The 25,534-nt window shown below is 42.7% G+C and carries 12 protein-coding genes; 6 read left to right on the top strand and 6 right to left on the bottom strand.

Annotated elements, in window-relative coordinates:
- Positions 1 to 78: 78 nt before the first annotated feature.
- Positions 79 to 1,008: a glycosyl hydrolase 115 family protein gene (locus ACZM60_RS05400; protein WP_489520966.1), complete on the bottom strand. Its 930-nt coding sequence runs from the start codon at positions 1,006 to 1,008 to the stop codon at positions 79 to 81.
- 220 nt (positions 1,009 to 1,228) lie between these two features.
- Here ACZM60_RS05400 and ACZM60_RS05405 point away from each other — a divergent pair, with 220 nt between their 5' ends.
- Genes ACZM60_RS05405 through ACZM60_RS05425 form a run of 5 tightly spaced genes read left to right on the top strand, consistent with a single transcriptional unit; the run spans position 1,229 to position 8,551 of the window.
- The gene (locus ACZM60_RS05405; RefSeq protein WP_489520967.1) at positions 1,229 to 2,848 is read left to right on the top strand and encodes a sialate O-acetylesterase; all 1,620 of its coding nucleotides are present in this window, start codon (positions 1,229 to 1,231) and stop codon (positions 2,846 to 2,848) included.
- Between the two features lie 21 nt (positions 2,849 to 2,869).
- The gene (locus ACZM60_RS05410) at positions 2,870 to 4,366 is read left to right on the top strand and encodes an MFS transporter (RefSeq protein WP_489520968.1); all 1,497 of its coding nucleotides are present in this window, start codon (positions 2,870 to 2,872) and stop codon (positions 4,364 to 4,366) included.
- A gap of 19 nt (positions 4,367 to 4,385) precedes the next feature.
- Positions 4,386 to 5,528: an endo-1,4-beta-xylanase gene (locus tag ACZM60_RS05415; RefSeq protein WP_489520969.1), complete on the top strand. Its 1,143-nt coding sequence runs from the start codon at positions 4,386 to 4,388 to the stop codon at positions 5,526 to 5,528.
- A 39-nt stretch (positions 5,529 to 5,567) separates the two neighbouring features.
- A complete protein-coding gene (locus ACZM60_RS05420; RefSeq protein WP_489520970.1) occupies positions 5,568 to 6,542 on the top strand; it encodes a glycoside hydrolase family 43 protein in 975 nt (324 codons plus the stop codon).
- Positions 6,539 to 8,551 (top strand): alpha-glucuronidase, encoded by a 2,013-nt coding sequence (locus tag ACZM60_RS05425; protein ID WP_489520971.1) that lies wholly within the window; start codon positions 6,539 to 6,541, stop codon positions 8,549 to 8,551. Before ACZM60_RS05420 ends, ACZM60_RS05425 begins: the two co-directional genes overlap by 4 nt.
- A gap of 286 nt (positions 8,552 to 8,837) precedes the next feature.
- Here the strand turns inward: ACZM60_RS05425 and ACZM60_RS05430 are convergent, their stop codons facing one another.
- The 5 genes from ACZM60_RS05430 to uvrA all read right to left on the bottom strand — a co-directional run bounded on the left by ACZM60_RS05430 (position 8,838) and on the right by uvrA (position 23,592).
- Entirely contained in the window at positions 8,838 to 12,962 is a 4,125-nt protein-coding gene (locus ACZM60_RS05430; protein WP_489520972.1) for a hybrid sensor histidine kinase/response regulator transcription factor, read from the bottom strand.
- Between the two features lie 184 nt (positions 12,963 to 13,146).
- Positions 13,147 to 15,720: a xylan 1,4-beta-xylosidase gene (gene xyl3A, locus ACZM60_RS05435; protein WP_489520988.1), complete on the bottom strand. Its 2,574-nt coding sequence runs from the start codon at positions 15,718 to 15,720 to the stop codon at positions 13,147 to 13,149.
- Positions 15,721 to 16,167: 447 nt separating this feature from the next.
- Positions 16,168 to 17,649, bottom strand: a complete 1,482-nt coding sequence (locus ACZM60_RS05440) for a RagB/SusD family nutrient uptake outer membrane protein (RefSeq protein ID WP_489520973.1) — start codon at positions 17,647 to 17,649, stop codon at positions 16,168 to 16,170.
- Between the two features lie 35 nt (positions 17,650 to 17,684).
- Positions 17,685 to 20,636: a SusC/RagA family TonB-linked outer membrane protein gene (locus ACZM60_RS05445; RefSeq protein WP_489520974.1), complete on the bottom strand. Its 2,952-nt coding sequence runs from the start codon at positions 20,634 to 20,636 to the stop codon at positions 17,685 to 17,687.
- A gap of 184 nt (positions 20,637 to 20,820) precedes the next feature.
- Positions 20,821 to 23,592 (bottom strand): excinuclease ABC subunit UvrA, encoded by a 2,772-nt coding sequence (gene uvrA, locus ACZM60_RS05450; protein ID WP_489520975.1) that lies wholly within the window; start codon positions 23,590 to 23,592, stop codon positions 20,821 to 20,823.
- 237 nt (positions 23,593 to 23,829) lie between these two features.
- Between uvrA and ACZM60_RS05455 the strand changes: the two genes are divergently transcribed.
- Positions 23,830 to 25,329 carry a glycoside hydrolase family 10-like protein gene (locus ACZM60_RS05455; protein WP_021971351.1) on the top strand — a complete coding sequence of 500 codons (1,500 nt, stop codon included), beginning with the start codon at positions 23,830 to 23,832 and terminating at the stop codon, positions 25,327 to 25,329.
- The last annotated feature ends 205 nt before the right edge of the window (positions 25,330 to 25,534 follow it).

Below are 25,534 nucleotides of genomic sequence, written 5' to 3' on the forward strand. Positions count from 1 at the left end.
GTTAATTTGTAATTAATTGTTTGTCAGACTTAAATATACAAAATAATTCGGTGATTACCAACTTTTAAAGATACTTTCTTATCCCGAACTCACGTATTCTTTGGCACGTTCCATACCAAATGTCCAGAATTTCTGCAGGGTTTGAGAATTTGTCTGGTAATCCCATCTTCCGTTTCCTCGTCGCTTCCAGTCTTGTTGGTTCAGTGCCATTGGTTCGTGATGCGAAGTTCCCATAATAATTCCCATTTTGTTGGCAAGGGGACCGTTCTCGGCATCGTCATCATAGAAGGCGTTTCCCCACATGGCTGGCCACATAAAGTTACCTTTCAGGCGTAGAATCAGTTCGAATACCTTTTTGTAAAATTTACAGTTGAAGCCTCCGAATTTTTCTTGTGCCCATCCGCTCAGTGCAGGTGCTTCATCATTTAGAAAGATACCTCGATATTTAACTTTCGGTTCTCCGTCTGAATAACTTCCAGGACGGACGTATACATTTTTTCTGTGTACGGTAGGAACATCGGCCCACCAGTACCATGGAGAAACTCCCATTTGCCGTGATAATTCATAAATTCCGTATATGGTTCCCCGCTTGTCACTTCCGGCTATGACTAATGCACGGGTAACTCCTTTTTGTGGACGGTTTACTATGCGGATGATGTATTTTTCGTTTTTGCCAGTCAGCTCTTTTGCTGAAAGCTGCTTGTCGTTTATCAGTTGACGTATGATCGGACTTTCTATACTTCCAATATAAATGCAAATAGAATCATTTTCTGTAGAGGTTGAAATAACAGGCTGATGACCCGATACGCGAAAAAAATCTTCCTTGAGATTATCGGCTGCCATGCGAATACCTTCGTCTTCGTCGGCGTCAATTATTATCCTACAGGGAATGCCTTGATTAATTAATGTGAAGTCTCCAGCTGTCTTTTGAAAGAATACAAATTGTTCTGTAGCATATCCCTGCAGGAGAAACAGGGAAAGCATTGTTGATAAAATCAGTTTTTTCATGGTATAAAGTTTCTTCTGAGTTTGCGCAAAGGTAAAGATGTTTTCGAATGAAAACAAAGCTGAAATATGTTGTAGGTCATAAATGTAACATTGGAGAAAGTATATGTAACAGACTATACAAGCAATGTAACTTGTCAGCTATGCTTTGATTCAATGAATGAAATAAAATGACCTTATTCCTTATACTTTTGTATATCATGAAAAACAAAAAAAGAAGGTAATGAAAATAACAGATTGGTTTAATATTAAGTTAGGGTTAGTTTGTGTATTTCTTTGCTTCACTGTTCAAAGTGAAGCAAAGATTACCTTACCTGCTTTGCTGTCTGACGGTATGGTATTACAACGGGACTGTATTGTAAAAATATGGGGAACGTCGGATGCAGGTGAGAAGGTGAATTTAGCATTTTGTGGAAAGACATACCAGACTGTTGCCGATGAACAAGGAAATTGGATAATCGGACTTTCTCCTTTAAAGGCGGGTGGACCGTATGACATGCAGATAAACGAAATAACTCTGCATGATATATTAATAGGTGATGTCTTTCTGTGTTCCGGGCAATCGAATATGGAACTTATGGTATCTCGTGTGATGGATAAGTTTGCCGATGAAGTAAAGAGTTATGAAAACCCAATGATACATTATATTAAAGTGCCTTATAACTATAATTTTCGGAATCCTCAAGCTGATATTAGACAAGCTTGTTGGCAAGCTTTGACACAGGAAAATGTTATGGGCTATTCGGCTTTATGCTATTTTTTTGCCAAACTTCTGTATCAACAGACGGGAATTCCTGTTGGAATTGTTAATTCCAGTTGGGGAGGGACTCCAGTTGAGGCTTGGATTAGTGAAAACGGATTGAAAGATTTTCCTTCGTACTTGAATCAGAAATCTATGTATGAGTGCGACAGCTTGGTAGACGATATACAACGAATAGAAAGAATGAGCCAGCAAGTTTGGCAGGCAGTGTTATGTAATGCAGATGAGGGGTTGCATTCATCAATCCCTTGGTATGCTGAAACTCTGAAGGATGACTCTTGGCAAACGGTCGATATGTTTTCTGATGTATGGGCAACAAACGGATGGAAGCCTAAGAATGGTTCACACTGGTTTCGTCAGCAGATAGAAATACCTGAAGCCTGGAGTAACAAAGACGTTACGCTTCGTTTGGGCTGTATGGTGGATGCCGATTCCGTATACGTCAACGGGTCTTTTGTCGGAACTACTTCTTATCAGTATCCTCCACGTATTTATCAGATACCGGCGGGGGTGTTAAGGTCTGGTACAAATCAGATAACCATACGACTGATAAGTAATGGAGGCTATCCTTCTTTCGTGAAAGAAAAACCTTATAAATTGATTTGTGGAAAAGAGGAAATAACCTTATCTCCAACGTGGAAATATCATGTAGGAGCAGAAATGCCTCCAGCTCCTGCATCAACCAGCTTTCACTGCATGCCTGTAGGGTTATATAACGGAATGATTGCTCCTTTGGCAAACTATCGGTTTAAAGGGGTTGTATGGTATCAGGGAGAATCGAATGTAGACAGGTGGCAGGAATATGCTCCTTTGCTGACTTCCTTAATGAAAGACTGGAGAACACTTTTCAATAACGAGGAACTTCCTTTCTATATTGTAGAACTTGCTGATTTTCTTGCACCCGATGATCCGGGACGTCAGAGCTGGGCCGAACTTCGGTTACAGCAGGCTAAGGCTGCTCGTTCCGTAAAACATGCCGTATTAATTAAGAACAGCGATACAGGAGAATGGAATGATATTCATCCGTTGGATAAAAAGACAGCAGGAATACGCCTTGTTGAGGCTGTATTATCTGTAGACTAATGAAATTATAAAAAATATACTATGAGCACATTACAAAATCAGAAAGTATCTTTGACCGAGAAAATAGGTTATGGATTGGGAGATTGTTCTGCGAACCTCGTGTTCCAGATGATGATGATTTACCAGACAAAGTTTTATACTGATATATTCGGACTGGAAGGAGCAATAGCCGGTACGGTAATGTTAGTGGCACGCATCGTGGATGCCTTTGTCGATCCTACCGTCGGAATCTTATCCGACAGAACGAATACCCGATGGGGTAAATATCGTCCATGGGTCTTGTGGACTGCCTTGCCTTTTATGGTATTTTATGTGCTCGCTTTTTATAATCCGGGTATCGAGGATAAAGGTCTGGTAGCACTGTATGCTACTATTTCATATACCTTGTTGATGACTATGTATTCATTCAACAATACTCCATACTCTTCGTTGGGAGGAGTTATGTCTGCCGATATAAAAGAACGTACAAGTATAACTTCTATTCGTTTTATCTTTTCGACTATCGCCCAATTTGTAGTACAAGGTTTGACACTTCCGTTGGTCAGCAAGTTTTCCGATAATGGTGATAAAGCTCACGGCTGGTTATGTACTATTTTACTGTTTGCTGTTATAGGTTTGTTCTTCCTGGTTATTGTCTTTTTTTCCACAAAAGAACGTATTACTCCTCCTGCCAGTCAGAAAAATGATACACGTCAGGATATAAAGGATGTGCTGAGCAGTTTGCCGTGGCGTTCTATGTTTGTACTGACATTGTTTGTCTTTATAACACTGGCTATGTGGGGAAGTGCCATGAACTATTATTTTGAAAATTATGTAGATGCCGGAGCACTTTATGCTTTTCTCGATAAACTGGGACTTGTTGCCACAGAAGCCCAGGATAGTATCGGCTATATTATACTGAATGCCTTTGGCTTGATTGTCAGTTCTCCTGATAGAGCATATGAAGTCGGCTTTGGAGTATTTAATATGCTGGGTGCTTTGGTACAGTTCTTCGGCGTTATTTTATTGTCGGAATATTTGGCCAATAAGTATGGAAAGAAGCAAACTTTTATTGTTTGTCTGACATTGACTGCTATCTTTACAGCCATGTTTTATTTCCCGGCAAAAGATAATATTGAATTAATGTTTGTTTTGAACTTCCTGAAGAGCTTGGCGTATGCACCTACTGTACCTTTATTGTGGGCCATGATAGCGGATGTAGCAGATCATTCGGAATATATTCACTTCCGTCGTGCCACAGGTTTTGTTTTTGCCGGTGTAGTTTTTGCATTGAAAGCAGGATTAGGAGTTGGTGGTGCCATTCTTGGATTTCTGTTGTCTGGCTTCGGATATATATCTGGTACGGGGGTATCACAGAGCGATTCGGCTATTCACGGCATTCTTCTATCGTCGAGTCTTATTCCGGCTGCAACTTTCTTTATAGGAGTAATTGCTTTGTTATTCTATCCTATAACGAAGAAATATAATGAGAAAATGCAGGCAGAATTGGCCGAGCGCAGAAGTAAAAATGATTATTAACCTTTAATTATACCATGTTATGAGAGTAAAACACATTGCATCTGCTTTGCTGATAGCTGCTTTTGCGGCAGCTTGTAGTAATCAGAAAACAGCAGTTACAGAAGAGTTGTCGTTAAAAGACGTTGTTGGTGATAAGTTTCTGGTAGGAGTAGCATTGAATGTAAATCAGTCTTCCGGTATTGATACCAGTTCTGTTAAACTTGTAAAGCAACATTTCAATTCGATTGTAGCAGAAAACTGTATGAAGTGTGAAGTCATTCATCCGGAAGAAAACCGTTATGATTTTACGCAAGCCGATCAGTTTGTCGATTTTGGTGAAAAGAATGGCATGGCTATTATCGGACATTGTCTTATCTGGCATTCACAATTAGCACCGTGGTTCTGTGTGGATGAAAAAGGCAATAATGTGAGTCCCGAAGTCTTGAAGCAGCGTATGAAAAATCATATTACAACCATTGTAACCCGCTATAAGGGACGTATAAAGGGATGGGATGTAGTAAACGAAGCTATTTTGGAAGATGGCTCTTATCGTCAGAGTAAGTTCTATGAGATATTGGGTGAAGAATTTATTCCATTGGCATTTCAATATGCTCATGAAGCTGATCCGAATGCAGAGCTGTATTACAACGATTATGCGATGAATATGCCGGGCAAGCGCGAAGGTGTGGTGAAGCTGGTCAAGAAACTGAAAGAAAGAGGACTGCGTATAGATGCTGTTGGCATGCAGGGACATATGGGAATGGACTATCCCGATATTAATGAATTCGAGCAAAGCATTGTTGCCTATGCCGGGGCGGGAGTAAAAGTTATGGTTACCGAGTGGGATATGAGTGCACTTCCTACAGCCAAGCAGAGTGCAAATATTTCAGATACGGTTGCTTTCCAAAAAAGTCTGAATCCTTATCCGGAAGCATTACCTGATTCTGTATCCGAAGCATGGAACAAGCGTATGAAGCAATTTTTCGATTTGTTTGAGAAGCATGCTGATGTCATTACTCGTGTAACTGCATGGGGAGTGAGTGACGGCGATTCCTGGAAGAACGATTTTCCTGTAAAAGGTCGTCGTGACTATCCGTTGCTTTTCGACCGGAGCTATCAGCCGAAGCCATTTGTTGAGGAGATTCTGAAAGAAAGTCAACCTCAGGCAGAGGAGCAGAAATAACATTTGATTTAAATAGATAAAAACAATATTGATACGAATATGAAAAAAGAAGCAAGATACCTGGTACCGGGCGACTATATGGCTGATCCTTCGGTACATGTTTTTAACGGACGACTTTATATTTATCCTTCCCATGATTGGGAAAGTGGGGTTCCTGAAAACGATAATGGTGACCACTTTAACATGAAAGACTATCATGTTTTTTCTACAGATGATGTAATGCATGGAGAAATTGTAGATCATGGAGTTGTCTTGAAAGTCGAAGATATAGCGTGGGCTGGCCGGCAGTTATGGGATTGTGACGTGGCCTTCAAGAACGGAAAATACTATATGTACTTTCCGATGAAAGACCAGAATGATATTTTCCGTATGGGAGTAGCCATAAGCGATAAGCCAGAAGGTCCGTTTATTCCACAACCTGATCCGATGAAAGGCAGTTACAGTATCGATCCAGCCGTATTCTGCGATGATGACGGTACTTGTTATATGTATTTTGGCGGTATATGGGGCGGACAGTTGCAGCGTTATCGTGATAACAAAGCGTTGGAAAATCCATGTCTGCCGGCAGGTGATGAACCTGCATTGCCTGGACGTGTGGTCAGGTTGCGTGATGATATGCTGGAATTTGCTGAGGCTCCACGTGCAGTTCTTATATTAGACGAAAATGGAGAGCCTTTGAAGGCAAGCGATCCTCATCGGTTTTTCGAAGCATCGTGGATGCATAAATACAAGGGCAAATATTACTTGTCTTATTCTACCGGCGATACTCATTTCCTGTGTTATGCCATAGGGGATAACCCGTATGGGCCGTTTACTTATCAGGGCGTTATTCTTACACCTGTAGTAGGATGGACTACACATCATTCCATTGTTGAATATAAGGGAAAATGGTATTTGTTCCATCACGACTGTGTACCGTCGGGAGGAAAAACATGGTTGCGCAGTTTGAAAGTCGTAGAACTGGAATACGATGATAATGGTAAGATTATCACGATAGACGGAGGAGGAGAATGATAAAAAGCTTATTTCTCGGCCTGTTGTTCTGTGGGTGTAGTCTGATGACATCTGCAGAAGATGGTAATCGTTTGTGGTTGCGTCAGGATAGCACAGTGAATGCAGCAGTCAGTTGTCTGCTGCATTCGTCAACGTTGGATATAGCACAACGTGAACTGGCGAAATCCTGGAAAGGAAAGCCGGTTATGCTACAATTATGTGCTGACGAAGAACATTGCGGACTGGGTAAAGACGGCTATACTATTTGCAGCAGGAACAATCAGGTCATTCTGGAATCTCAGTCGGAAATCGGGTTGCTTTATGCTACCTATCACTTGCTCCGCCTGCAAGAAACTGGTGAAGACACAAACCATTTATATATAAAAGAGAAACCCGCATACAAGGTTCGTATACTGAACCACTGGGATAATCTGGATGGAACGGTAGAACGTGGTTATGCCGGACATTCGCTCTGGCAGTGGAATGAACTGCCTAAAGTTCTTTCTCCACGTTACGAAGCCTATGCACGTGCCAATGCTTCTATTGGCATCAATGGTACGGTATTGAATAATGTCAATGCTTCTCCCGAGATTTTGTCGACTGTATATTTGCAGAAAGTGAAAGCTCTGGCAGATATTTTCCGGCCATATGGATTGAAAGTGTACTTGTCGGTAAACTTTGCTTCACCTATGGTTTTAGGTAAGTTACCTACAGCCGATCCGCTGAATAGTGAGGTTTCGAAATGGTGGAAGGAAAAGGTTCATGAAATCTATTCGTTAATACCTGATTTCGGAGGCTTTCTGGTGAAGGCTAATTCTGAGGGGCAACCCGGACCATGCGACTATCACCGTACACATGCCGAAGGAGCAAATATGCTGGCAGAAGTGTTGAAACCCTATGGAGGCATTGTGATGTGGAGAGCCTTCGTATATAATCCTTCAGAAGACGACCGGGCCAAACAGGCTTATCTGGAGTTTCAGCCACTGGACGGACAGTTTCACGATAATGTCATCGTACAGGTAAAGAATGGTCCTATCGATTTTCAGCCACGTGAACCTTATAGTCCTTTGTTTGGAGCGATGAAACATACATCACTGATGGTAGAGTTTCAGATTACGCAAGAATACCTCGGACATTCCAATCATCTGGCATATCTGGCTCCGATGTGGAAAGAGTTTTTTGGTTATGTAAAGCCGGAAGGATTGCGTGCAGTTGCAGGTGTGGCAAACGTTGGCGACGATGATAACTGGTGTGGGCATGATTTTGCACAAGCCAACTGGTATGCTTTTGGAAGGCTTGCCTGGAATCCTCACTTGTCTTCTGCCGAGATTGCCGACGAGTGGCTGAAGCAGACTTTTTCTTCGGATAAGACTTTTGTCGACGCAATGGGAGAAGTCATGCTGGAAAGTCGTGAAGCGGTAGTAGATTATATGATGCCGCTTGGACTGCATCATATTTTTGCCTGGGGGCATCATTATGGTCCTGAACCGTGGTGTAAAGTGGATGGTGCACGTCCCGATTGGCTTCCTTCATACTATCACCGGGCAGACAGCAAGGGACTTGGCTTCGACAGAAGTTATACGGGCAGCAATGCTGTGGAACAGTATCCCGACTCATTGGCTAATGTATTTGGTTCACAGAATACATGTCCTGAAGAGTTCCTTCTTTGGTTTCATCATGTCCCGTGGACGTATAAATTGAAAAATGGACATACCTTGTGGGAAGAACTCTGTTACAGGTACAATGACGGACTGGAAGCTGTGCGGCGTTTCCGGAAAACATGGGCAAGCATGCGTCCGTATGTCGATAAAGAACGCTACGAAGCGGTATCCAGACGTCTGGATATTCAGGTTAATGATGCTGTATGGTGGAAGGATGCCTGTTTGTTGTATTTTCAGACTTATTCGAAGATGAAGTTCCCCAAAGGTATAGAACCACCGGTCTATCGATTGGAAGAGTTGAAAAAAGTTCATCTTCCGATAACTAATTTTGAATGTCCTACGGCTGATATGTTGCCGGGAAGCAAATAAAATCCGAAAATTACTCATCTGACTATGAATGTTGGCGGGATAACTGATAAAGTCAGTCTGTTCCGCCAATTTTGTTTTGATGAATTCATGGTATATCCAACTTGATATATAAAAATATTTGTTTTGAGTTTTGTGTAAAACCTCATTAGAGTCCGTTTAAAATTTGTACAAAAAATAAAATGTTTTGTACAAATTTTAAAAAAAGTCCAGCATGTTTTTCTATACACATGCTGAACTTTTGTGCTATCGGTAAGACGTCTTTTCCGGGCTGTAATCAAGGTGAAGCCTATTCTTGTGGCGTATTGGGCTCCGCAGCATTTTCTTCATGGGCATTCTGCATATATTCCTTGGGAGATAATCCGAAGCACTCTTTGAATGTATTCGAAAAATGTGACAGATTGTTATATCCCACGGCGTAGGCTACGTCCGAGATAGATAACTTTTTCTCTTTTAGTAACTTGGCTGCCTGCTGCATACGGATGTTACGAATGAAGTCTCTTGACGATAGGTTGGTAAGTTCCTTTAGTTTACGATGCAGGTGCACACGACTCAAACCTACGCTGTTTGCCAGCATTTCAACATTCAATGTTGGTTCCGAAAGATTCTCATTGATGACCTTCATGATTTTATTCATCAGTACCTCATCGGCCGATTTCAATTGGATTTTCTGAACTTTGTCTGTTTGTTCCTGAGCTCCGCTGAATTTATTTTTCAGCAAACGACGATTCTGTAACAGGTTACCTATGGTACTTCTCAGCACTTCCATATTGAATGGTTTGACCAAGTAGCTGTCGGCTCCTATTTCAATGCCCTCTACCTGTTCTTCGGGTCTTCCTTTTGCCGTCAGTAGAATAACAGGTATGTGATTGATATTGGCATTTTGTTTAATTTTCTTACAGAGGGTGATGCCATCCATTTCTGGCATCATTACGTCGCTTATCAGCAAATCTGTCGGATTATTGAGCAGATATTCGTAAGCGTCACGACCGTTATTACAAGTATGGATCTTGTAATTGCCAGACAGTTCGCTCTTCAGATAATTGAGGATTTCTTTCTCATCATCGGCCATCAGAATGTGGAAGTTATTCTTTGCTTTAACCTTTTTCTCTTCCTCTTCGTCTTCCCCCATTGTTTTTATCGGTTGTTTGGTTTCGGCAACCGTTGGCGCATTTTCTGTTTCCATGGTGGTATCTGGTTGTTCCAGATCTTCCATTTTCAAATGGTCGCTTCCTTGAGGAATCCGGATGATGAATTCGCTGCCTTGTGTATCAAGACGATTGCGGGCAATGATTGTGCCGTGGTGAAGTTCTACCAGCGAGCGGGTAAGGTGAAGTCCTACTCCCGTTCCTGCCTGATTGCGTGTAATGTCATTGCTTATCTGATAGAAGCGGTCGAAAATACGGCCAATCTGCTGGTCGTCGAGTCCTATTCCCGTATCGGCTACTTTGATTTCTATGTATTTCTTGAGTGGAAGATGCGCTTCCTCGTCTTCTCCTGTAGTGAGTGATACGGTAACACTACCTCCTTCAGGCGTATATTTGAAAGCATTTGATAACAGGTTCATCAGTACCTTGTCAAAATTATGTAAATCGAGCCATGCGTTCAGTTTGTTGTCCTGATGCTGGAATGTAAGTGTAATATGCTTGTCTTGTGCCAGATAGCTGAATGTATTTACTACATCGTCAATAAATCCTACCAGATCGGTTTCTCTGAATTTTAATTGCATCTGTCCCTTGTCTATCTTACGGATGTCCATTAACTGATTAATCAGTCGCAAGATACGTTGTGAGTTTCGGTAAATCATGATGTAACTTTTACCAAGTTCAGAATCGTGACAGTTGGCAATCAGCTTTTCGAGTGGATTGATGATCAGCGTCAGTGGAGTGCGTATTTCATGAGAAATGTTAATGAAAAACTGTAATTTGGCTTCACCTATTTCTTCGGCATGTTTGCGCTCTATCATTTCTTTGCGTCGTTGGAAGCGGGCACGCAGATTCCCTATTACTGCCAGTACGATGAGAATTATCAGTAACGTATAAATGACATAAGCCCACCATGACTGAAACCAGGGTGGTGTAATGATAATGCTTATACTGCGTATGGGAGAATTATTGCCGTGATTGATGGCATATACCTGAAAGGTGTATTTCCCGTGAGGTAAATTATTGTAAGTAACAGTATTGACTCCCGGTGCTGTAGACAGCCATTCTTCATCCAGTTCCTTGATACGATATTTGTATACTATTTGACGTGCATTGTCAAACTGCAGAGTGGAGAACGAAATGCTAAATGTATTGTCTTTGTAGTTCAGCCGGAATTTATCCGATTCTATTACTGCTTTTGGGGTTATTTGTTTACCTCCCGATAATGTATTGGTATTGACTGTCTTCCCTGAAACAACAAATTCGGTAATAGAGATTGAAGGTGTAGGTGCGTTGGCTGCTATTTGTTCTGGAATGAAGCTGGTTATGCCGTTTATGCCTCCAAAGAATATTTCTCCACTGGTTGAGCGGTAAAAGGCACCTCGTGTAAACTCATTACCTTGCAATCCATCTCCTGAAAAGAATGTTGTAAAATGTTGTGTTTGTCTGTTCAGGCAGCTGATTCCATTAAATGTACTGACCCATATGTGGTGGTTATTGTCTTCGCATACTCCACAGATAATATTATTGCTCAGACCGTCTTGTTGGGTATAGCGCTTTATTTCTTTGGTTTTTCTGTCGAATGAATATAGGCCGTTTGATGTTCCTGCCCAGATAGTGCCGTCGTGGCTTTCGGTAATGGCATACCCCAGACACCCTTTTATCACATAATTGTTCGATGTGTAATTGATGAAGCTTTCCGTATCTGGATTAAAACAACTGATGCCTTTGAAGTGACCAATCCAGATCATACCTTCTCTGTCGCAGTAAAGAGTGTTTATCCAGTTATTGGGTAGTTCGTCTTTACTTTTTTCAGCACTTTCTTCTATGCAATTATAGCGTTTCAGTGCTTTGCTGTCTTTGTTGTATACATAGAATCCCGATCCGTATGTACTGAAATATAGGTTATGATGATGGTCTTCGGTTATGGAGAAGACACGTTCGTTTATTAACTCCGGTATATATTCGCATAAACCGTTGGCAGGGTTGCACCGGGCTACTCCTTTGGTGTACGATCCGAGCCATAGTTCATTGTCGGAATCTTGGAAGATACTTAATATTGTATTGGTCACTCCATTGGCTGCTTCTCCCGGACGGAAGTGATGAATTTGCTTAAAGTCTTTATCAAGAACATATAATCCATCATTGTCGGTACCTACAAATAGTTCTTTGTTATGGTTCTGAAAGACAGACATTACACAATTATGTCCGATGGGGTTGTCGTATATTTGTTTACGTCCGTGGTAAAGAAATGGATTGCGCTTCATTGGTATAAAAGCAATTCCTCGTTGAAACAATCCAAGCCAAAGGTTTTTATCGCGGTCTATCAGTATGGAGTGTACTTTGCCGTCATTGATGTTTATTGGAACATTTTCTAATGAATAGTCTGTTATTTCATTGTTTTCGGATGAATAGAATTTCAGTCCTTCTCCATCTGTCCCGATATATAATAGATTATCGATGTATTTCAGGGTCTTTATTTGCAGGTCATATCTTCCTTTATAGGGTATTTGCACCAAGCTTTTTGTATTTGCATAGTAAACGTTAAGCCCTCCGGTCAGGGTACCAATGTAAATATTTCCGTTTTTGTCTTGAGCAAGATCGGATATATTGTTTTCACTGATAGATGGAGAACGGAATATCTGTATGGCTTGGGTTTCGGGATTATAGCAAATCAGACCATCATTTTCGGCTCCTGCCCATATGTTGCCATTGTTATCTTCCAAAATAGAACTTAAGTGGAGGATTCCTCTTTTATAAAAATCCATTACACATTCGCAACGCTTTCCTTCTTTATCGGCCTTAAATACACCACCTCCTGAAGAAGCTATCCATATTTCTCCATTTTTTCGTTCGATAATTTGAACTGTATGCATGGTCGTTATGCGTTTGGAGTTCATATAAAGGGGAACTTCTACAAAGGAGTTTGTATTATGATCGTATTTCAATAATCCTCCTAATGAAGCTATCCAAAGATTGTTTTTACTGTCTTCGAATATCGAATATACGTAATCGTTGAGAAGTGAGGTCGGGTCGTTGACTGAATGATGGAAAGTAACAAACTTATTGCCGTCGAACAGGTTTAAACCGTATTCGGTGGCTATCCAAATAAATCCTTTTCGGTCTTGGTAAATGTCATTTATCAGGCTGCTTGATATTTGATTCTCAGTAGAATATAGAACGCTGGTCTGAGCTGTTACCGGAAGTATGGTCAGACAGTAAATCAAGCAAATAAAAAATGTCTTTTTCAGTATTCTATTAGTAGGCATGATATATTTGTTTCTACAAAGATAGAAAATGTTCTTTTCTTTGGAGCTATAAGTTGAGATTTTCTTAACAAAAGACATATCCATAGATAGGTTTATCGTTGATTTATATCCTAAATTATCAACATGATAACCTCTATCTGGATATGTCTTTCTGTATAGAATTTAAATTGTCGATATGGTATCTTTATTCGGAAATGCTGATACTTATTTTTTGTAAAGCATTTACGTCCGAAGTTCCACCGTAGAGCAGTTCATAATTGCCTTTGACCAAACGCATGGTGTTGGTATTGGTATCAAACCATTGGAAGGTTTCGTCGTTAAGTGTGAAGTTAACATTGGCGGTTTCTCCCTTGGGAATGTATACGCGCTTGAAGGCACGAAGTGTATGTGAAGGCGCTTCTTTGTCGTCCGGGCGACTCAGATATACTTGTACAACCTCTTCTCCATTTGTTTCTCCGGTATTACGGACGGGAACGGTAAGGGTTATTTCTTTCCCTTTGCTCATGGTATTATTGCTTAAAGAAGCTGTTCCATATTTAAACTTCGTATAGCTTAATCCATGTCCGAAGCAATATAGCGGCGTTTCGGTCATATAGCGGTAGGTACGTCCTTTCATCGAGTAATCCTGAAAGTCGGGAAGTTGGTCGGTATGCTTGTAGAAAGTGACAGGCAGCTTGCCCGAAGGGTTGTATTCACCCAGCAGTACATCGGCTATCGCCGTGCCACCAGCCTGACCGGGATACCATGCCTGAAGAATAGCATCGCAGATTTTGCTTTCAGGTTCCAGACCGACGGCTGAACCGGAATAGTTGACAAAGATAATGGGTTTGCCCAGCTTCTTTAACTCACTGACCAGACGGCGTTGTATGGCTGGCAGTTCGATGGTGGTACGGTCGCCACCTTTGAAGCCTTCCGCACTGACTGGCATTTCTTCTCCTTCCAGTGAAGGCGAGATACCTCCTGCAAAGACGATAACATCAGCTGGTTTCATCTTGTCGATGGAAGCTTGCAAGTTGACGGGGACAGGACGGCCCATGTCAAAATTCAATTGAGCTGCTCGGTCTTTACTGTAGAAAATAAAGTCAATTTGAATGTTGTATGTCTTTCCTTTCTCAGCTTTCAAGGTATATAGTTTCATGTTGTTTTTCAGATATGCCCCTTTGGCTACTTCTTTTCCGTCGATGCTGAGACGAATGGCTCCTTCCGTTTCGAAATGGAAGTTTATATCTTCGGTTTTCTGGGCTGTAAAGTTCGATTCATAGCGGCCCGAGAAGTCTTGTATGTTTACTCCGGCAGCAAAAACGGTTGCTCCCAGTGTGGTAAAATGGAATGGAGTGCTTGTGTATGTAACGGTTGCTGGCTTTCCTTCCATTTTAATGTTGTTCCAGTAAGTAGATCTGAATCCGGGCTTACCATCGATGTTGCATTGTCCGAAAACACTTTCCAGACTGCTGTCGTTGGTGCGGTCACATCCCAAGTCGTAAATCAGTTGATCAGCCGGAATACGTTGTTTTAATGCTTCGTACAAGGTTGTAGTATGCGAAGGGAATCCGTTATAGTTACCCCATTGCATGATGGAATCGTTTGCATTTGGTCCGATTAAGGCTATTTTTATACCTTTTTTTAATGGCAGGATATGGTTGTGGTTTTGTAGCAGAACGATACTCTTGCGTGCAATTTCCAGTGCCAGGTCTTTGTGCTCCTTGCTGTCTACTACCGAGTAGGGGATAGAGTCCCAGCATACATGTTCGTCCATTTCACCTAATTCGAAGCGGGCTGTTAACAGACGTTTGACAGAAACATTGATTTGTTCTTCATTTATCAGTCCGTCTTTGACTGCTTGGGGAAGTGATTCATAGTTGTTCCCACATTCCAGATCGGTGCCACTTAGTACGGCTCCTGCACTGGCTGTCTGCTTGTCGGGGTGAGTTTCATGGGCACCCTTGTGCCAGAAGTCGCTGATTGCACCACAGTCGGATACTACGATTCCTTTATATTTCCATTCATCGCGCAATATCTGCATCAGCAACCGGTTGCTTCCGCAGCAAGGTTCACCTTCAAAGCGGTTGTAGGCACACATTACTTCCTTGACATTTGCTTCTTCTACCAATGCCTTGAATGCAGGCAGATAAGTTTCCCATAAGTCACGCGGAGCAATGTTTTCAGCATTAAAACTGTGTCGGTTCCATTCGGGTCCAGAGTGAACAGCGTAATGTTTGGCACATGCGTGTAGCTTGTCGTATTTCATGTTTGCTGGTCCCTGCAGTCCACGGACTACAGCAACTCCCATCCGGCTGGTGAGGTAGGGATCTTCTCCGTAGGTTTCCTGACCTCGTCCCCAGCGGGGATCGCGGAATATATTGATATTGGGAGTCCAGAATGTCAGTCCCTGATAGCGTTGCAGATTGCCCGATTGGCTGAATTTTGTGTATTTAGCTCTGGCTTCGTCAGATACAGCCGTAAAGACTTTATATATCAGATTGTCATCGAACGAAGCTGCCATTCCGATTGTCTGCGGAAATACGGTAGCGATGCCTGCCCGTCCTACTCCGTGGAGTGCCTCATTCCACCAGTCGTATGCCTTGATGCCCAGTCGTGGTATGGCAGGTGAGGCGTTTTGCATGAGTGCGGCTTTTTCTTCCAAAGTCAGTCGTCCAAGTAAGTCGGATGCTCTTTCTTCAGGAGTAAGATTGGTGTTTTGATAAGGGAACTGCTGTCCCATGAGTGGAGTTGCGAATAAGAACATACCCAACCCCATGAGTGTGTTAAGTTTTTTGTTCATGTTTTTATAGTATTAATGTGTTACTAACCCTCTTGGGGCAAAGATAAAAAGAATTTTGCTATAAGGAGGGCAAAGTATCCTCTAAAAAATAGTTCCAATTTTTAGAAGGGCTGCTAAGTTAGGAGAGAGGACTGATTGGAACTGTTTTTGAGAATTTGTTGGTATAGGTAAGCCGTTGTGGCATGTGAGATGGATGTACCTTCATATAAAATAAAGGAATATGTGTACTGGATATGATGAAATCGAGTGATAGTTATTTCTGTGTTTTCTATAAAAAAGGAAAACCGCTTCGACAATTCCTTGCATTTCCCGGTACTGGGCGTCAGGTTTTTGTCAAAGCGGTTTAAATACTAATTTTACGCTATGAACTATGTTAGGTCTATAGGGTAGGGATACTTGTTCTATTTTTTCAAGTAAAAGACTTTATTTCGGCAGATATTTGTTCCAGTCTGGCGTTTGTGTGATACCAAATCCGGCATTGATTTCATCGCTTGGTACAGGATAGCAGAACTGTGCAATATCGAAGTTGGTATATTTGTACGAAACCTGATCTTCGACGTTTGCATATACATCAGCCTTTTCACCCCAGCGGCGTAAATCGTAGAAGCGGAAACCTTCCTGGAACAATTCGCGGGCACGTTCGTCTTTCAGGAATGCAAATACCTTGTCTTTCGTATCACCTAAATCGTTGATGTTGGTTATTTTCGAGTTTCTCTTGGCAACAGTCAGCAGTGCTTCCTTGGCACCGTTCAGGTCGGGTTGTGCGGCACGCAGTTTCGATTCAGCAATAATCAGTTCCATTTCGGGAGCATTGACGATGTAGTTGGTTGCGTATGCCGTGTTTCCTCCTCCGAACCAGAATTTACCACCGTATTGTAGCTGGGTATACGAGCCTTTCTTGATGGTAGGAAGATAAAGTGAACCTCTACAGTCAGTGTCTGCTATCAGGTTACGCATGCGCTGGCTTGGCAGACCTCCGTAGGTAGTCCATACATTTCCACAGGCGTTGGCAGACCAGCTGTTGTTTACATCGATAGCCAGACGGAAGATACATTCCGAATTGCTGTCGCCGCCTGTATATAGTTTTTTATAATCGTCTATGGTGTAGGCTTCTACCTTTTTACCTGAATGCTGGAGTGCATTCGATGCATATTTTTCGGCATTGCTGAAGTCTTCCATATATAAATAGGTACGTGCCAGCAGGCCTTCGACAGTTGCTACTGACAGATACTGGTTGGTACCTCTTCCTTCTGTTTTACTTTCTGTGTAACAAGTCAGTGCATTGTTAAAGTCGTCCAGTATAGCCTGGTAGCATTGTCCTACGGTAGAACGGCTGACCTGTTCGAAAGCTTTTACCGGTTCGTCGACAATCACCACACCGATGGCCTCACTGTTGTCTGTTGTTCCGTTTACCTTTATCTGCTTGCCGAAGACATTGGTCATAGACAACATGGCATATCCTCTCAGTCCGTAGGCTTCCGCCATATATTGTTTCAATGCGGCTTTATCGGCATCGGCAACGGTTGCTTCCAGTTCTTTCCCCGCTTTAATGATACGTGAAGCATTGTCTACCACCTTATAACCATATTCCCATATACCACTCAGATAAGAGTCGTCGGGAGTTATACTATAGTGGTTAATGGTAGTCCAATGATTGGCGGAGCCGTTCAGGTAAGCCATGTCACCGGCCATATCGCCGATGGTAAGCGAATAGTTCCCGGCAAAATAGAACGCGAACAATTGATAATAAGTTCCGTTCAGTGCATATTTCAGGTTGTCCACACTTGTCAGTCCGTTGTCGACATCTATTCCTTCGTTGTACTCTGTATCGAAGAAATTGTTGCAGGAAGCAAAGCTCCCGGCCAGGGCTGAACAGATAAGCAGGCGAGTGATAAACTTCTTCATATTTCGTTCTTGTTTGATTCGTTAAACATATTTATTTAAAATCCGAGAGTAATTCCGGCAAGGAATGTTCTTGTAGATGGATACTGGAATGAAATCAATCCGCTTGTGTATGTTTCAGGATCGTAACCTACGAAATCCTTTGCCTTGAATGTATAGATGTTGTCAACAGATACATAGATACGCATGTTGTCTATCAGCGCTTTTTTCAAAAGTCCTTTAGGCAGTGTATATCCCAGTTGCAGATTCTTTACACGCAAGAAGTTTCCGCTATACAGGAACCGTGAAGAATGATTATTTTCTCCTGTGGTATTTCCGTATACATACTTGGGAACATCGGTGTAACGGTTGTTTTCGGTCCATGCATTCTCATACAGATAAGTTGTTGGAGTGACATTCCCCTGACTTCCTGCGGCGTTGAAGAAGCGGTTCGAAACAGCATAAACTTTACCTCCCAGTCGGTAATTGAAGTCGGCCGAGAAGTCGAAGTTCTTCCATTGTATGCGTGTGCCGAAACCTCCATAGGCTTTAGGGTCGGCCGAACCGAGGTATCTTTTCTCACATTCGTTCCAGTTGGTTGTGGTTTCGTCGCCTGAAGCATTTTTATACCATAACGGATTTCCCGTATTCGGGTCTACACCTGCATATTCTACCATATAGAATTGTCTTAAAGGATAGCCTTCCTGTTGGATTGTATAGGTACCTTCAATCGGTTTTCCTCCAGAAAGTTTCGTAACACGGTTTTGGTTGAGTGTAACGTTGGCGTATGCTGTCCATGTCCATCCCTTGGTTTGCAGGATGGTACCGTTCAGACCTATTTCCACACCTCGGTTTCTCATCGATCCGATGTTCTGATATACTTTGCTCAAGCCGGTAACCTGAGAGATAGGCAGTTCAAACAGCATGTTGGAAGTAGCCTCGTTGTAGAAATCTACAGTCAGGTTCCATCTTCTGGCAAGTGTAATATCCAGTCCGATATTCAGCTTCTTGCTGGTTTCCCATCCCAGGTCGGGAAGATTCAACGATACGGGAACGATACCCGGCGTGCTGTCATAGTTGTATCCGGCGCTGTAGAAACCACGGGCCGCATACCAGTCAATATCCTGATTACCTACCGTTCCGTAGCTTGCACGCAGTGCCAGGTTGGTCAAGAGGTCATTGTCTTTCAAGAATTCTTCTTCAGAGATACGCCATTTGCCGCCTACCGACCAGAAGTTACCCCAGCGGTTATTACTGCCGAATACCGACGAACCGTCACGACGGAAGCTTACCTGTCCGTAATATTTGCCCAGATAATCGTAGCTGGCATTCAGAAAGAAAGAAGCCAGACGTGCTTGACGGGTAACATACGACGGATTGCCGTAAGAAGAACCGGCCATATTCAGTTCCCGATATCCTCTCAGCGGAAAGTTGATGCCTGCATACGATTCATTCCAGTAATTCTTCCACTGTGCTTCTTGTCCGAGCATAATGTTCAGATTATGCTTTTCATTGAATGTATGCATCCAGTTCAATGTATTGGTCCATGTAATGGTGGTGGTATTCGAATTATATTGCATGCCACGTCCGTTGTCGTTTGCTCCCTGATTATTGTACCAGCTCCAGAAATCGTACTGACGTGTGCCATATGAGTTGATACCTAATGATGTTTTCAGAATGAATCCCTTTCCAAAATCGATGGCGAAATAAGGATTCAGATTGATCGTTGTAGTTTTTGTATTATAGATATCTCCTTCATCCTTGTCGTATACGGCAAGCGGGTTGTACGAGATACTGGTGTTATAACTGCCGTCTTCGTTGTAGAACGGATCGAGAGGTGTTGCTTTCATGGTCGCACTAACAAACGGATTCGAGAAGGAACCTCCGGTTGATTGTGAGAAGGCATCCATGTCGGCCAGCGCGAATGAGGTATTGAATCCGAAGCTGAACCATTTGTATGACGTTTCCAGATTGAGGCGGGCAGAGTATCGTTTCATACCGCTGTTGATGGCTACGCCTTCCTGATTCAGGTAACCTACACTGGCGTAGTAGCGTGTCTTGCCGTTTCCACCGCTGAAACTGAGGTTGTAGTCCTGATAATATCCGGTACGTGTGATGGCATCGATCCAGTCGTAACTCTGAATCCCGTCCCAGTTGTAGTCTGATTTGATCTTGGCCATAGCCGATTCGTAAGTGTATTTCTCCGGGTTGCTGTTTACCAGTCCTTGAGCGAATAAATCAGCGGTCTGCTGTGCGTTGCAGAAAGAGAAGTTGTTTGGAGCAATGGTTGTGAATCCCTGCTTGATATCCAGGTCAATATGCATGGCACCTTCCTGTCCCTTTTTGGTCGTGATGACGATGACTCCGTTGGCTGCACGCGAACCGTAGATGGCCGTAGCGTTGGCATCTTTCAAGACTGTAATTGTTTCTATATCGGCTGTATTGATATTAGCCAGCGGGTTGAATGCACGGTTGTTGCTAACCGATGCGGCATCCGTATCCGAATTCATCGGCATGCCGTCGATGATATAAAGAGGTTGCGTGCCCGAGTTCACGGAACTTTCACCTCGGATGTAGACATTAGCCTGAGCACCTGGCATGCTTGTTGAGTTGTTCATCTGTACACCCGGCATACTTCCTTCCAGCGCTTTCATGAAGTTGGCGTCCGTATGCGATTCGAGGGTAGTAGGACTTGCCACGTTGGCGGCTCCTGTGAATGTGCTTTTCTTGGTCACTCCGTAACCTGTCACCACAACTTCATCCAGCACCTTGGTATCCGGTTGAAGCGTAACGTTTAGTTCTGGCTTGATGTCAAGTTCGCGGCTTTGCATACCGATAAATGATATAATTACCTTCTTGGCACTTTCCGGAATGTTGCTAAGCGTAAATTTACCATCGATGTCGGTAACTGTTCCTGTGTTGGTTCCTTTGATAAGAACGGAAGCTCCCACGATAGGGAGATTGTCTTCTTCAGAGATGACCACTCCTGTCATCTTTGATACTTGTGCCATCGCTATGCTGATGCAGGCAAAGAAACAAGTGCAGATTAAAAGCAATTTTTTTTTTCATAAGATCTCTCGTTTTAGGTTAAGTCTAAAAACTAAGAACAGCAAACAGGTAAGAATTGTTTGCTGTTTTTATGAAAAAATATAAAAAAAGTTCTTTATATGCTTCCTTTTGTCTGCAATGAGGCTTTTATTGCATCTTTTCGGCTAAATATTGTCCTGTATATGACGCTCCGCAACGAGCTACTTCTTCCGGAGTACCGCAAACCACGAGGTTGCCTCCCATATCTCCTCCTTCCGGACCGAGATCGATTACATAGTCAGCACATTTTATGACATCCATGTTGTGTTCGATGATGACAACAGTATGTCCGCGTGCAATCAATGAATCGAAAGCTTTCAGTAATTTCTTGATATCGTGGAAATGGAGGCCGGTAGTTGGTTCGTCAAATACAAAAATAGTGGGTTGCGATTTTTCTATACTCAGAAAATAAGCCAGTTTTACGCGCTGGTTTTCTCCTCCCGAAAGTGTAGAGGAAGATTGTCCCAGTTTGATGTATCCTAATCCGACTTCCTGCAAAGGCAAAAGCTTTTTCACAATTTTTTTCTGTCCGTGTCCATCGAAAAATTCAATGGCCTGGTTGACTGTCATTTCAAGTATGTCGTAGATATTCTGCCCTTCATAGCGTACTTCCAATGTATCGCTCTTGAAACGTTTGCCGTGACACGACTCACATTCCAGCACCAGATCGGCCATGAACTGCATTTCTACCGTGACGGTTCCTTCTCCCTTACATTCTTCACATCGCCCTCCTTCGGTATTGAAAGAAAAGTATCCTGCCGAATAGCCCATTTGTTTAGATAAGGGTTGGTCAGCAAACAGTTTTCTTATTTCATCGTATGCTTTGATGTAAGTGACAGGATTGCTGCGCGACGATTTACCTATCGGATTCTGATCGACGAACTCTATGTCTTTTACCATCTGGATATCACCTTCCAGGGATACAAATTCACCCGGACGGTCACTACTTTCGCTGTATTCCCGTTTTAAGGCCTTGTAGAAAATATCACGTACCAAAGTACTTTTTCCCGAGCCGCTCACTCCGGTTACAACTGTCATTACGTTGAGCGGAAAACGTACATCAATACCTTTCAGGTTGTTTTCTCTTGCACCTTTTATTTCTATGTAGTTATTCCACGACCGGTGGGTCTGCGGACGTTCGATGGTTTCTTCTCCAAGCAGATATTTTACCGTATAACTGTTACTTCCGGGTTTCAGGTCTTTCATATCTCCCTGATAGACGATTTCTCCTCCCAGTCGACCGGCCTTAGGACCTATGTCAATAATATAATCGGCAGCACGGATGATTTCTTCATCATGTTCTACTACAACAACCGTATTGCCCAACTGTTGCAATTGGCGAAGTACCTTGATAAGCTTGTCCGTATCACGGCTGTGCAGACCGATGCTCGGTTCATCCAATATGTAAAGAGAGCCTACCAGACTGCTTCCTAACGATGTGGCAAGATTGATACGCTGACTTTCACCACCCGAAAGCGAGTTGCTGAGTCGGTTTAAAGTCAGATATCCCAGTCCTACGTCGAGCAGGAAAGTAAGTCGGTTGTTTATTTCGTTCAGCAGACGCTGAGCTATCAGTTGGTCATGTTCGTCCAATTGAAGCGTACGGAAGAATTCCTTCAACTGGTAGACTGGCATTTCTACCAGTTCTGCTATGGTGCGTCCTCCTACCTTCACGTAGAGGGCTTCTTTCTTCAAGCGGCTTCCGTGACATTCGGGGCAAGTAGTCTTACCCCGGTAACGTGCCAGCATTACACGATATTGTATTTTGTATTGATTCTCTTCCAGCATTTTGAAGAATGAATCAATACATACCTTATCGCGTGGTCCGTGCCAGAGATAATCTTTCTGTTCCTGGGTCAGATTATAATAAGGTTCAAAAATAGGGAAATCATGAGCCGGAGCTTCGCGCAAGAATTCGGTGAGCCATTCACTCATCTTTTCGCCTCGCCAGCACATGACGGCACCGTCGTATACACTCAGGGCACGGTTGGGAACTACAAGATGTTCATCGATACCGATAATCTTTCCGAATCCTTCGCAGGTAGGACATGCACCGATAGGAGAGTTGAATGAAAACATTTGGTCGCTGGGCTCTTCGAACTTCATTCCGTCAGCTTCAAATTTGGTACTGAATGAATGCAGTTTGGTTGTGCCGTCGGGCAGATAAAACCGTAACATACAAGCTCCGTCTCCTTCGTACATAGCCGTTTCGGCAGAGTCGGTCAGGCGGCTGACAGCATCTTTGGTGTCATCACAACTCATGCGGTCGACCAGCAGATATACAGTATCGTGAGGGTTGTACTGATATTCTTCCATACGTGTCATTTCACCGTTTACTTCCAGACGGGTAAAACCTTGTTTCATGTCCATGTCTATCTGTTCGGCTTCATTGCGTCCCTCGCGAGGGATAATAGGTGTCAGTACCGTGTAGCGTGTACCTTTGGGGTATGAAAGCATACAGTTTACAATATCTTCCGGACTGTCTTTCTTTACAAGTTGTCCGCTTACGGGAGAATAAGTCTTGCCGATACGTGCAAAAAGCAGGCGGAGATATTCATATATTTCCGTCGATGTCCCTACAGTGGAACGCGGATTCCGGCTGATTACTTTCTGTTCGATAGCAATTGCAGGCGGAATACCTTTGATAAAGTCACATTCAGGTTTGCTCATTCGTCCCAAGAACTGGCGTGCATACGATGAAAGACTCTCCACATAGCGGCGTTGTCCTTCGGCATACAAGGTATCGAAAGCCAGTGAGGATTTTCCCGATCCCGATAATCCGGTGATAACAACTAACTTATTACGAGGTATATCGACATCGATATTCTTCAGGTTATTCACCTTTGCGCCTTTTATAGATATGTATTTGCTGTCAGACATGCTTAGAATCGTTTAGTTTCAATAGGCAAAGATAGTGAAATATTTTAAAGAAGTTTTCATTCTTTACCGGCAAAATTAGCTGGATATATATCTCTTTAACAGTATTATCGCAACAAAACGCAGTCTTTTCTGCATGCTTTTCTATATCGATATTCTTTTGTAACGATTAAGCAAAAAGAAAGTTCGTGATTATTTTTTTCGTTATCTTTGCCCTCTCGATAATAATGAATAAAAAATATGAAATCAAAAGTTTTATTGGTTTGCCTGGCAATGCTTTTACTGATTGCCGGAAGCGTTGAGGCGCAAACTTATCCGAAGCGTGAATTTCGCGGTGCATGGATACAATGTGTGAATGGGCAGTTTCAAGGTATGCCGACAGAGCAGATGAAAGCTACCCTGATCAGACAGTTAGACAATCTGAAAGGTGCTGGCATCAATGCCATAATATTTCAGGTTCGTGCCGAGTGTGATGCTCTTTATGCATCGACTTATGAACCGTGGAGCCGGTTTCTCACAGGATTACAAGGTAAAGCACCTCAGCCGGGATGGGATCCTCTCCAGTTTATGGTAGAAGAATGTCATAAACGCGGAATGGAACTTCATGCGTGGATCAATCCTTATCGGGCTCAGACAAAGGGAACTACAGCCTTGTCGCCCATGCACCCTTATAATAAATATCCAAGACTTTTTGTACGCTACGGCGGACAGTTGTATTTCGATCCGGGCTATCCTGAATCGAGAGCCTATATCTGTAAAATAGTACGCGATATAGTTTCTCGTTATGACATAGATGCCATTCACATGGATGACTATTTCTATCCTTATCCGATTCCAGGAGAGGAGTTCCCCGATAACGTCAGTTTTGCTGCTTACGGACGTGGATTTACCAGCAAGGCCGACTGGAGAAGAGATAATGTAAACGTATTGATAAAGGAGATACACGAAACCGTACGCAGTTGTAAGCCTTGGGTTAAATTTGGAGTTTCACCTTTTGGTATATACCGCAATAAGCGGTCTAATCCGAATGGTAGTGATACGAACGGACTTCAGAACTATGATGATTTGTATGCCGATGTCTTGCTTTGGGTAAACAATGGTTGGGTGGACTATAACATTCCTCAAATTTATTGGGAAATCGGACATCCGGCTGCTGATTATGAAAAGCTGGTTCGCTGGTGGGCACGTAATTCTGCTGCACGTCCTTTGTTCATCGGACAGGATGTGATACGAACGGTGTCGAAAGCCGACCCAAAGAATCCTGCACAAAACCAGATGCCGGCTAAGTATAAATTGCAGCGTATGTTTCCTACGATACAAGGTAGTTGTCAGTGGTACGCTGCAGCTGTTGTAGAAAACAGAGGGAACTATCGTAACATGCTGGTGAATGTCTATCACAAATATCCCGCATTACTTCCTACATCTCCCTTTATCGATGATAAAGCTCCCGGCAAGGTGAAGAAACTGAAGCCTGTGTGGACAGCCGATGGTTATATTCTTTTCTGGACGGCTCCAAAAGCGAAGGACGAAATGGATAAGGCTGTACAATATGTGGTATATCGGTTTGCAAATAAGGAGAAGGTAAATTTGAATGATCCTTCTCATATAGTGGCAGTCACTAATGATACTTTTTATAAACTTCCATATGAAGATGGAAAAACGAAATACAGTTATGTGGTAACAGCGCTCGACCGTTTGCATAACGAATCGAAATCCGTCAAGAAAAAAGTTAAATTATAAAATATCTTTGTTTCTGAATCCCGTTCATCTTTTGGACGGGATTTTTTTGTTATAGGTAGAGCCATTTTTTTATTAATTCTTTCTGCTTGAGTTTGTTATTCTGTAAGATTTGTTTAACTTTGCAAAGAACACAAAACAAACAGGAGTGTGCCTTGGTAAAGAAGGCGGTCCCTACACTTCGAAAAACAAATCCTAAGATTCTTTG

This window comes from Phocaeicola sp., from assembly GCF_057861905.1.

Excerpts from the sequence above, each read along its gene's own strand:
- ACZM60_RS05400 (WP_489520966.1), bottom strand. The coding sequence starts at position 1,008 with ATGAAAAAACTGATTTTATCAACAATGCTTTCCCTGTTTCTCCTGCAG.
- ACZM60_RS05405 (WP_489520967.1), top strand. The coding sequence starts at position 1,229 with ATGAAAATAACAGATTGGTTTAATATTAAGTTAGGGTTAGTTTGTGTA.
- ACZM60_RS05410 (WP_489520968.1), top strand. The coding sequence starts at position 2,870 with ATGAGCACATTACAAAATCAGAAAGTATCTTTGACCGAGAAAATAGGT.
- ACZM60_RS05415 (WP_489520969.1), top strand. The coding sequence starts at position 4,386 with ATGAGAGTAAAACACATTGCATCTGCTTTGCTGATAGCTGCTTTTGCG.
- ACZM60_RS05420 (WP_489520970.1), top strand. The coding sequence starts at position 5,568 with ATGAAAAAAGAAGCAAGATACCTGGTACCGGGCGACTATATGGCTGAT.
- ACZM60_RS05425 (WP_489520971.1), top strand. The coding sequence starts at position 6,539 with ATGATAAAAAGCTTATTTCTCGGCCTGTTGTTCTGTGGGTGTAGTCTG.
- ACZM60_RS05430 (WP_489520972.1), bottom strand. The coding sequence starts at position 12,962 with ATGCCTACTAATAGAATACTGAAAAAGACATTTTTTATTTGCTTGATT.
- xyl3A (WP_489520988.1), bottom strand. The coding sequence starts at position 15,720 with ATGGGGTTGGGTATGTTCTTATTCGCAACTCCACTCATGGGACAGCAG.
- ACZM60_RS05440 (WP_489520973.1), bottom strand. The coding sequence starts at position 17,649 with ATGAAGAAGTTTATCACTCGCCTGCTTATCTGTTCAGCCCTGGCCGGG.
- ACZM60_RS05445 (WP_489520974.1), bottom strand. The coding sequence starts at position 20,636 with ATGGCACAAGTATCAAAGATGACAGGAGTGGTCATCTCTGAAGAAGAC.
- uvrA (WP_489520975.1), bottom strand. The coding sequence starts at position 23,592 with ATGTCTGACAGCAAATACATATCTATAAAAGGCGCAAAGGTGAATAAC.
- ACZM60_RS05455 (WP_021971351.1), top strand. The coding sequence starts at position 23,830 with ATGAAATCAAAAGTTTTATTGGTTTGCCTGGCAATGCTTTTACTGATT.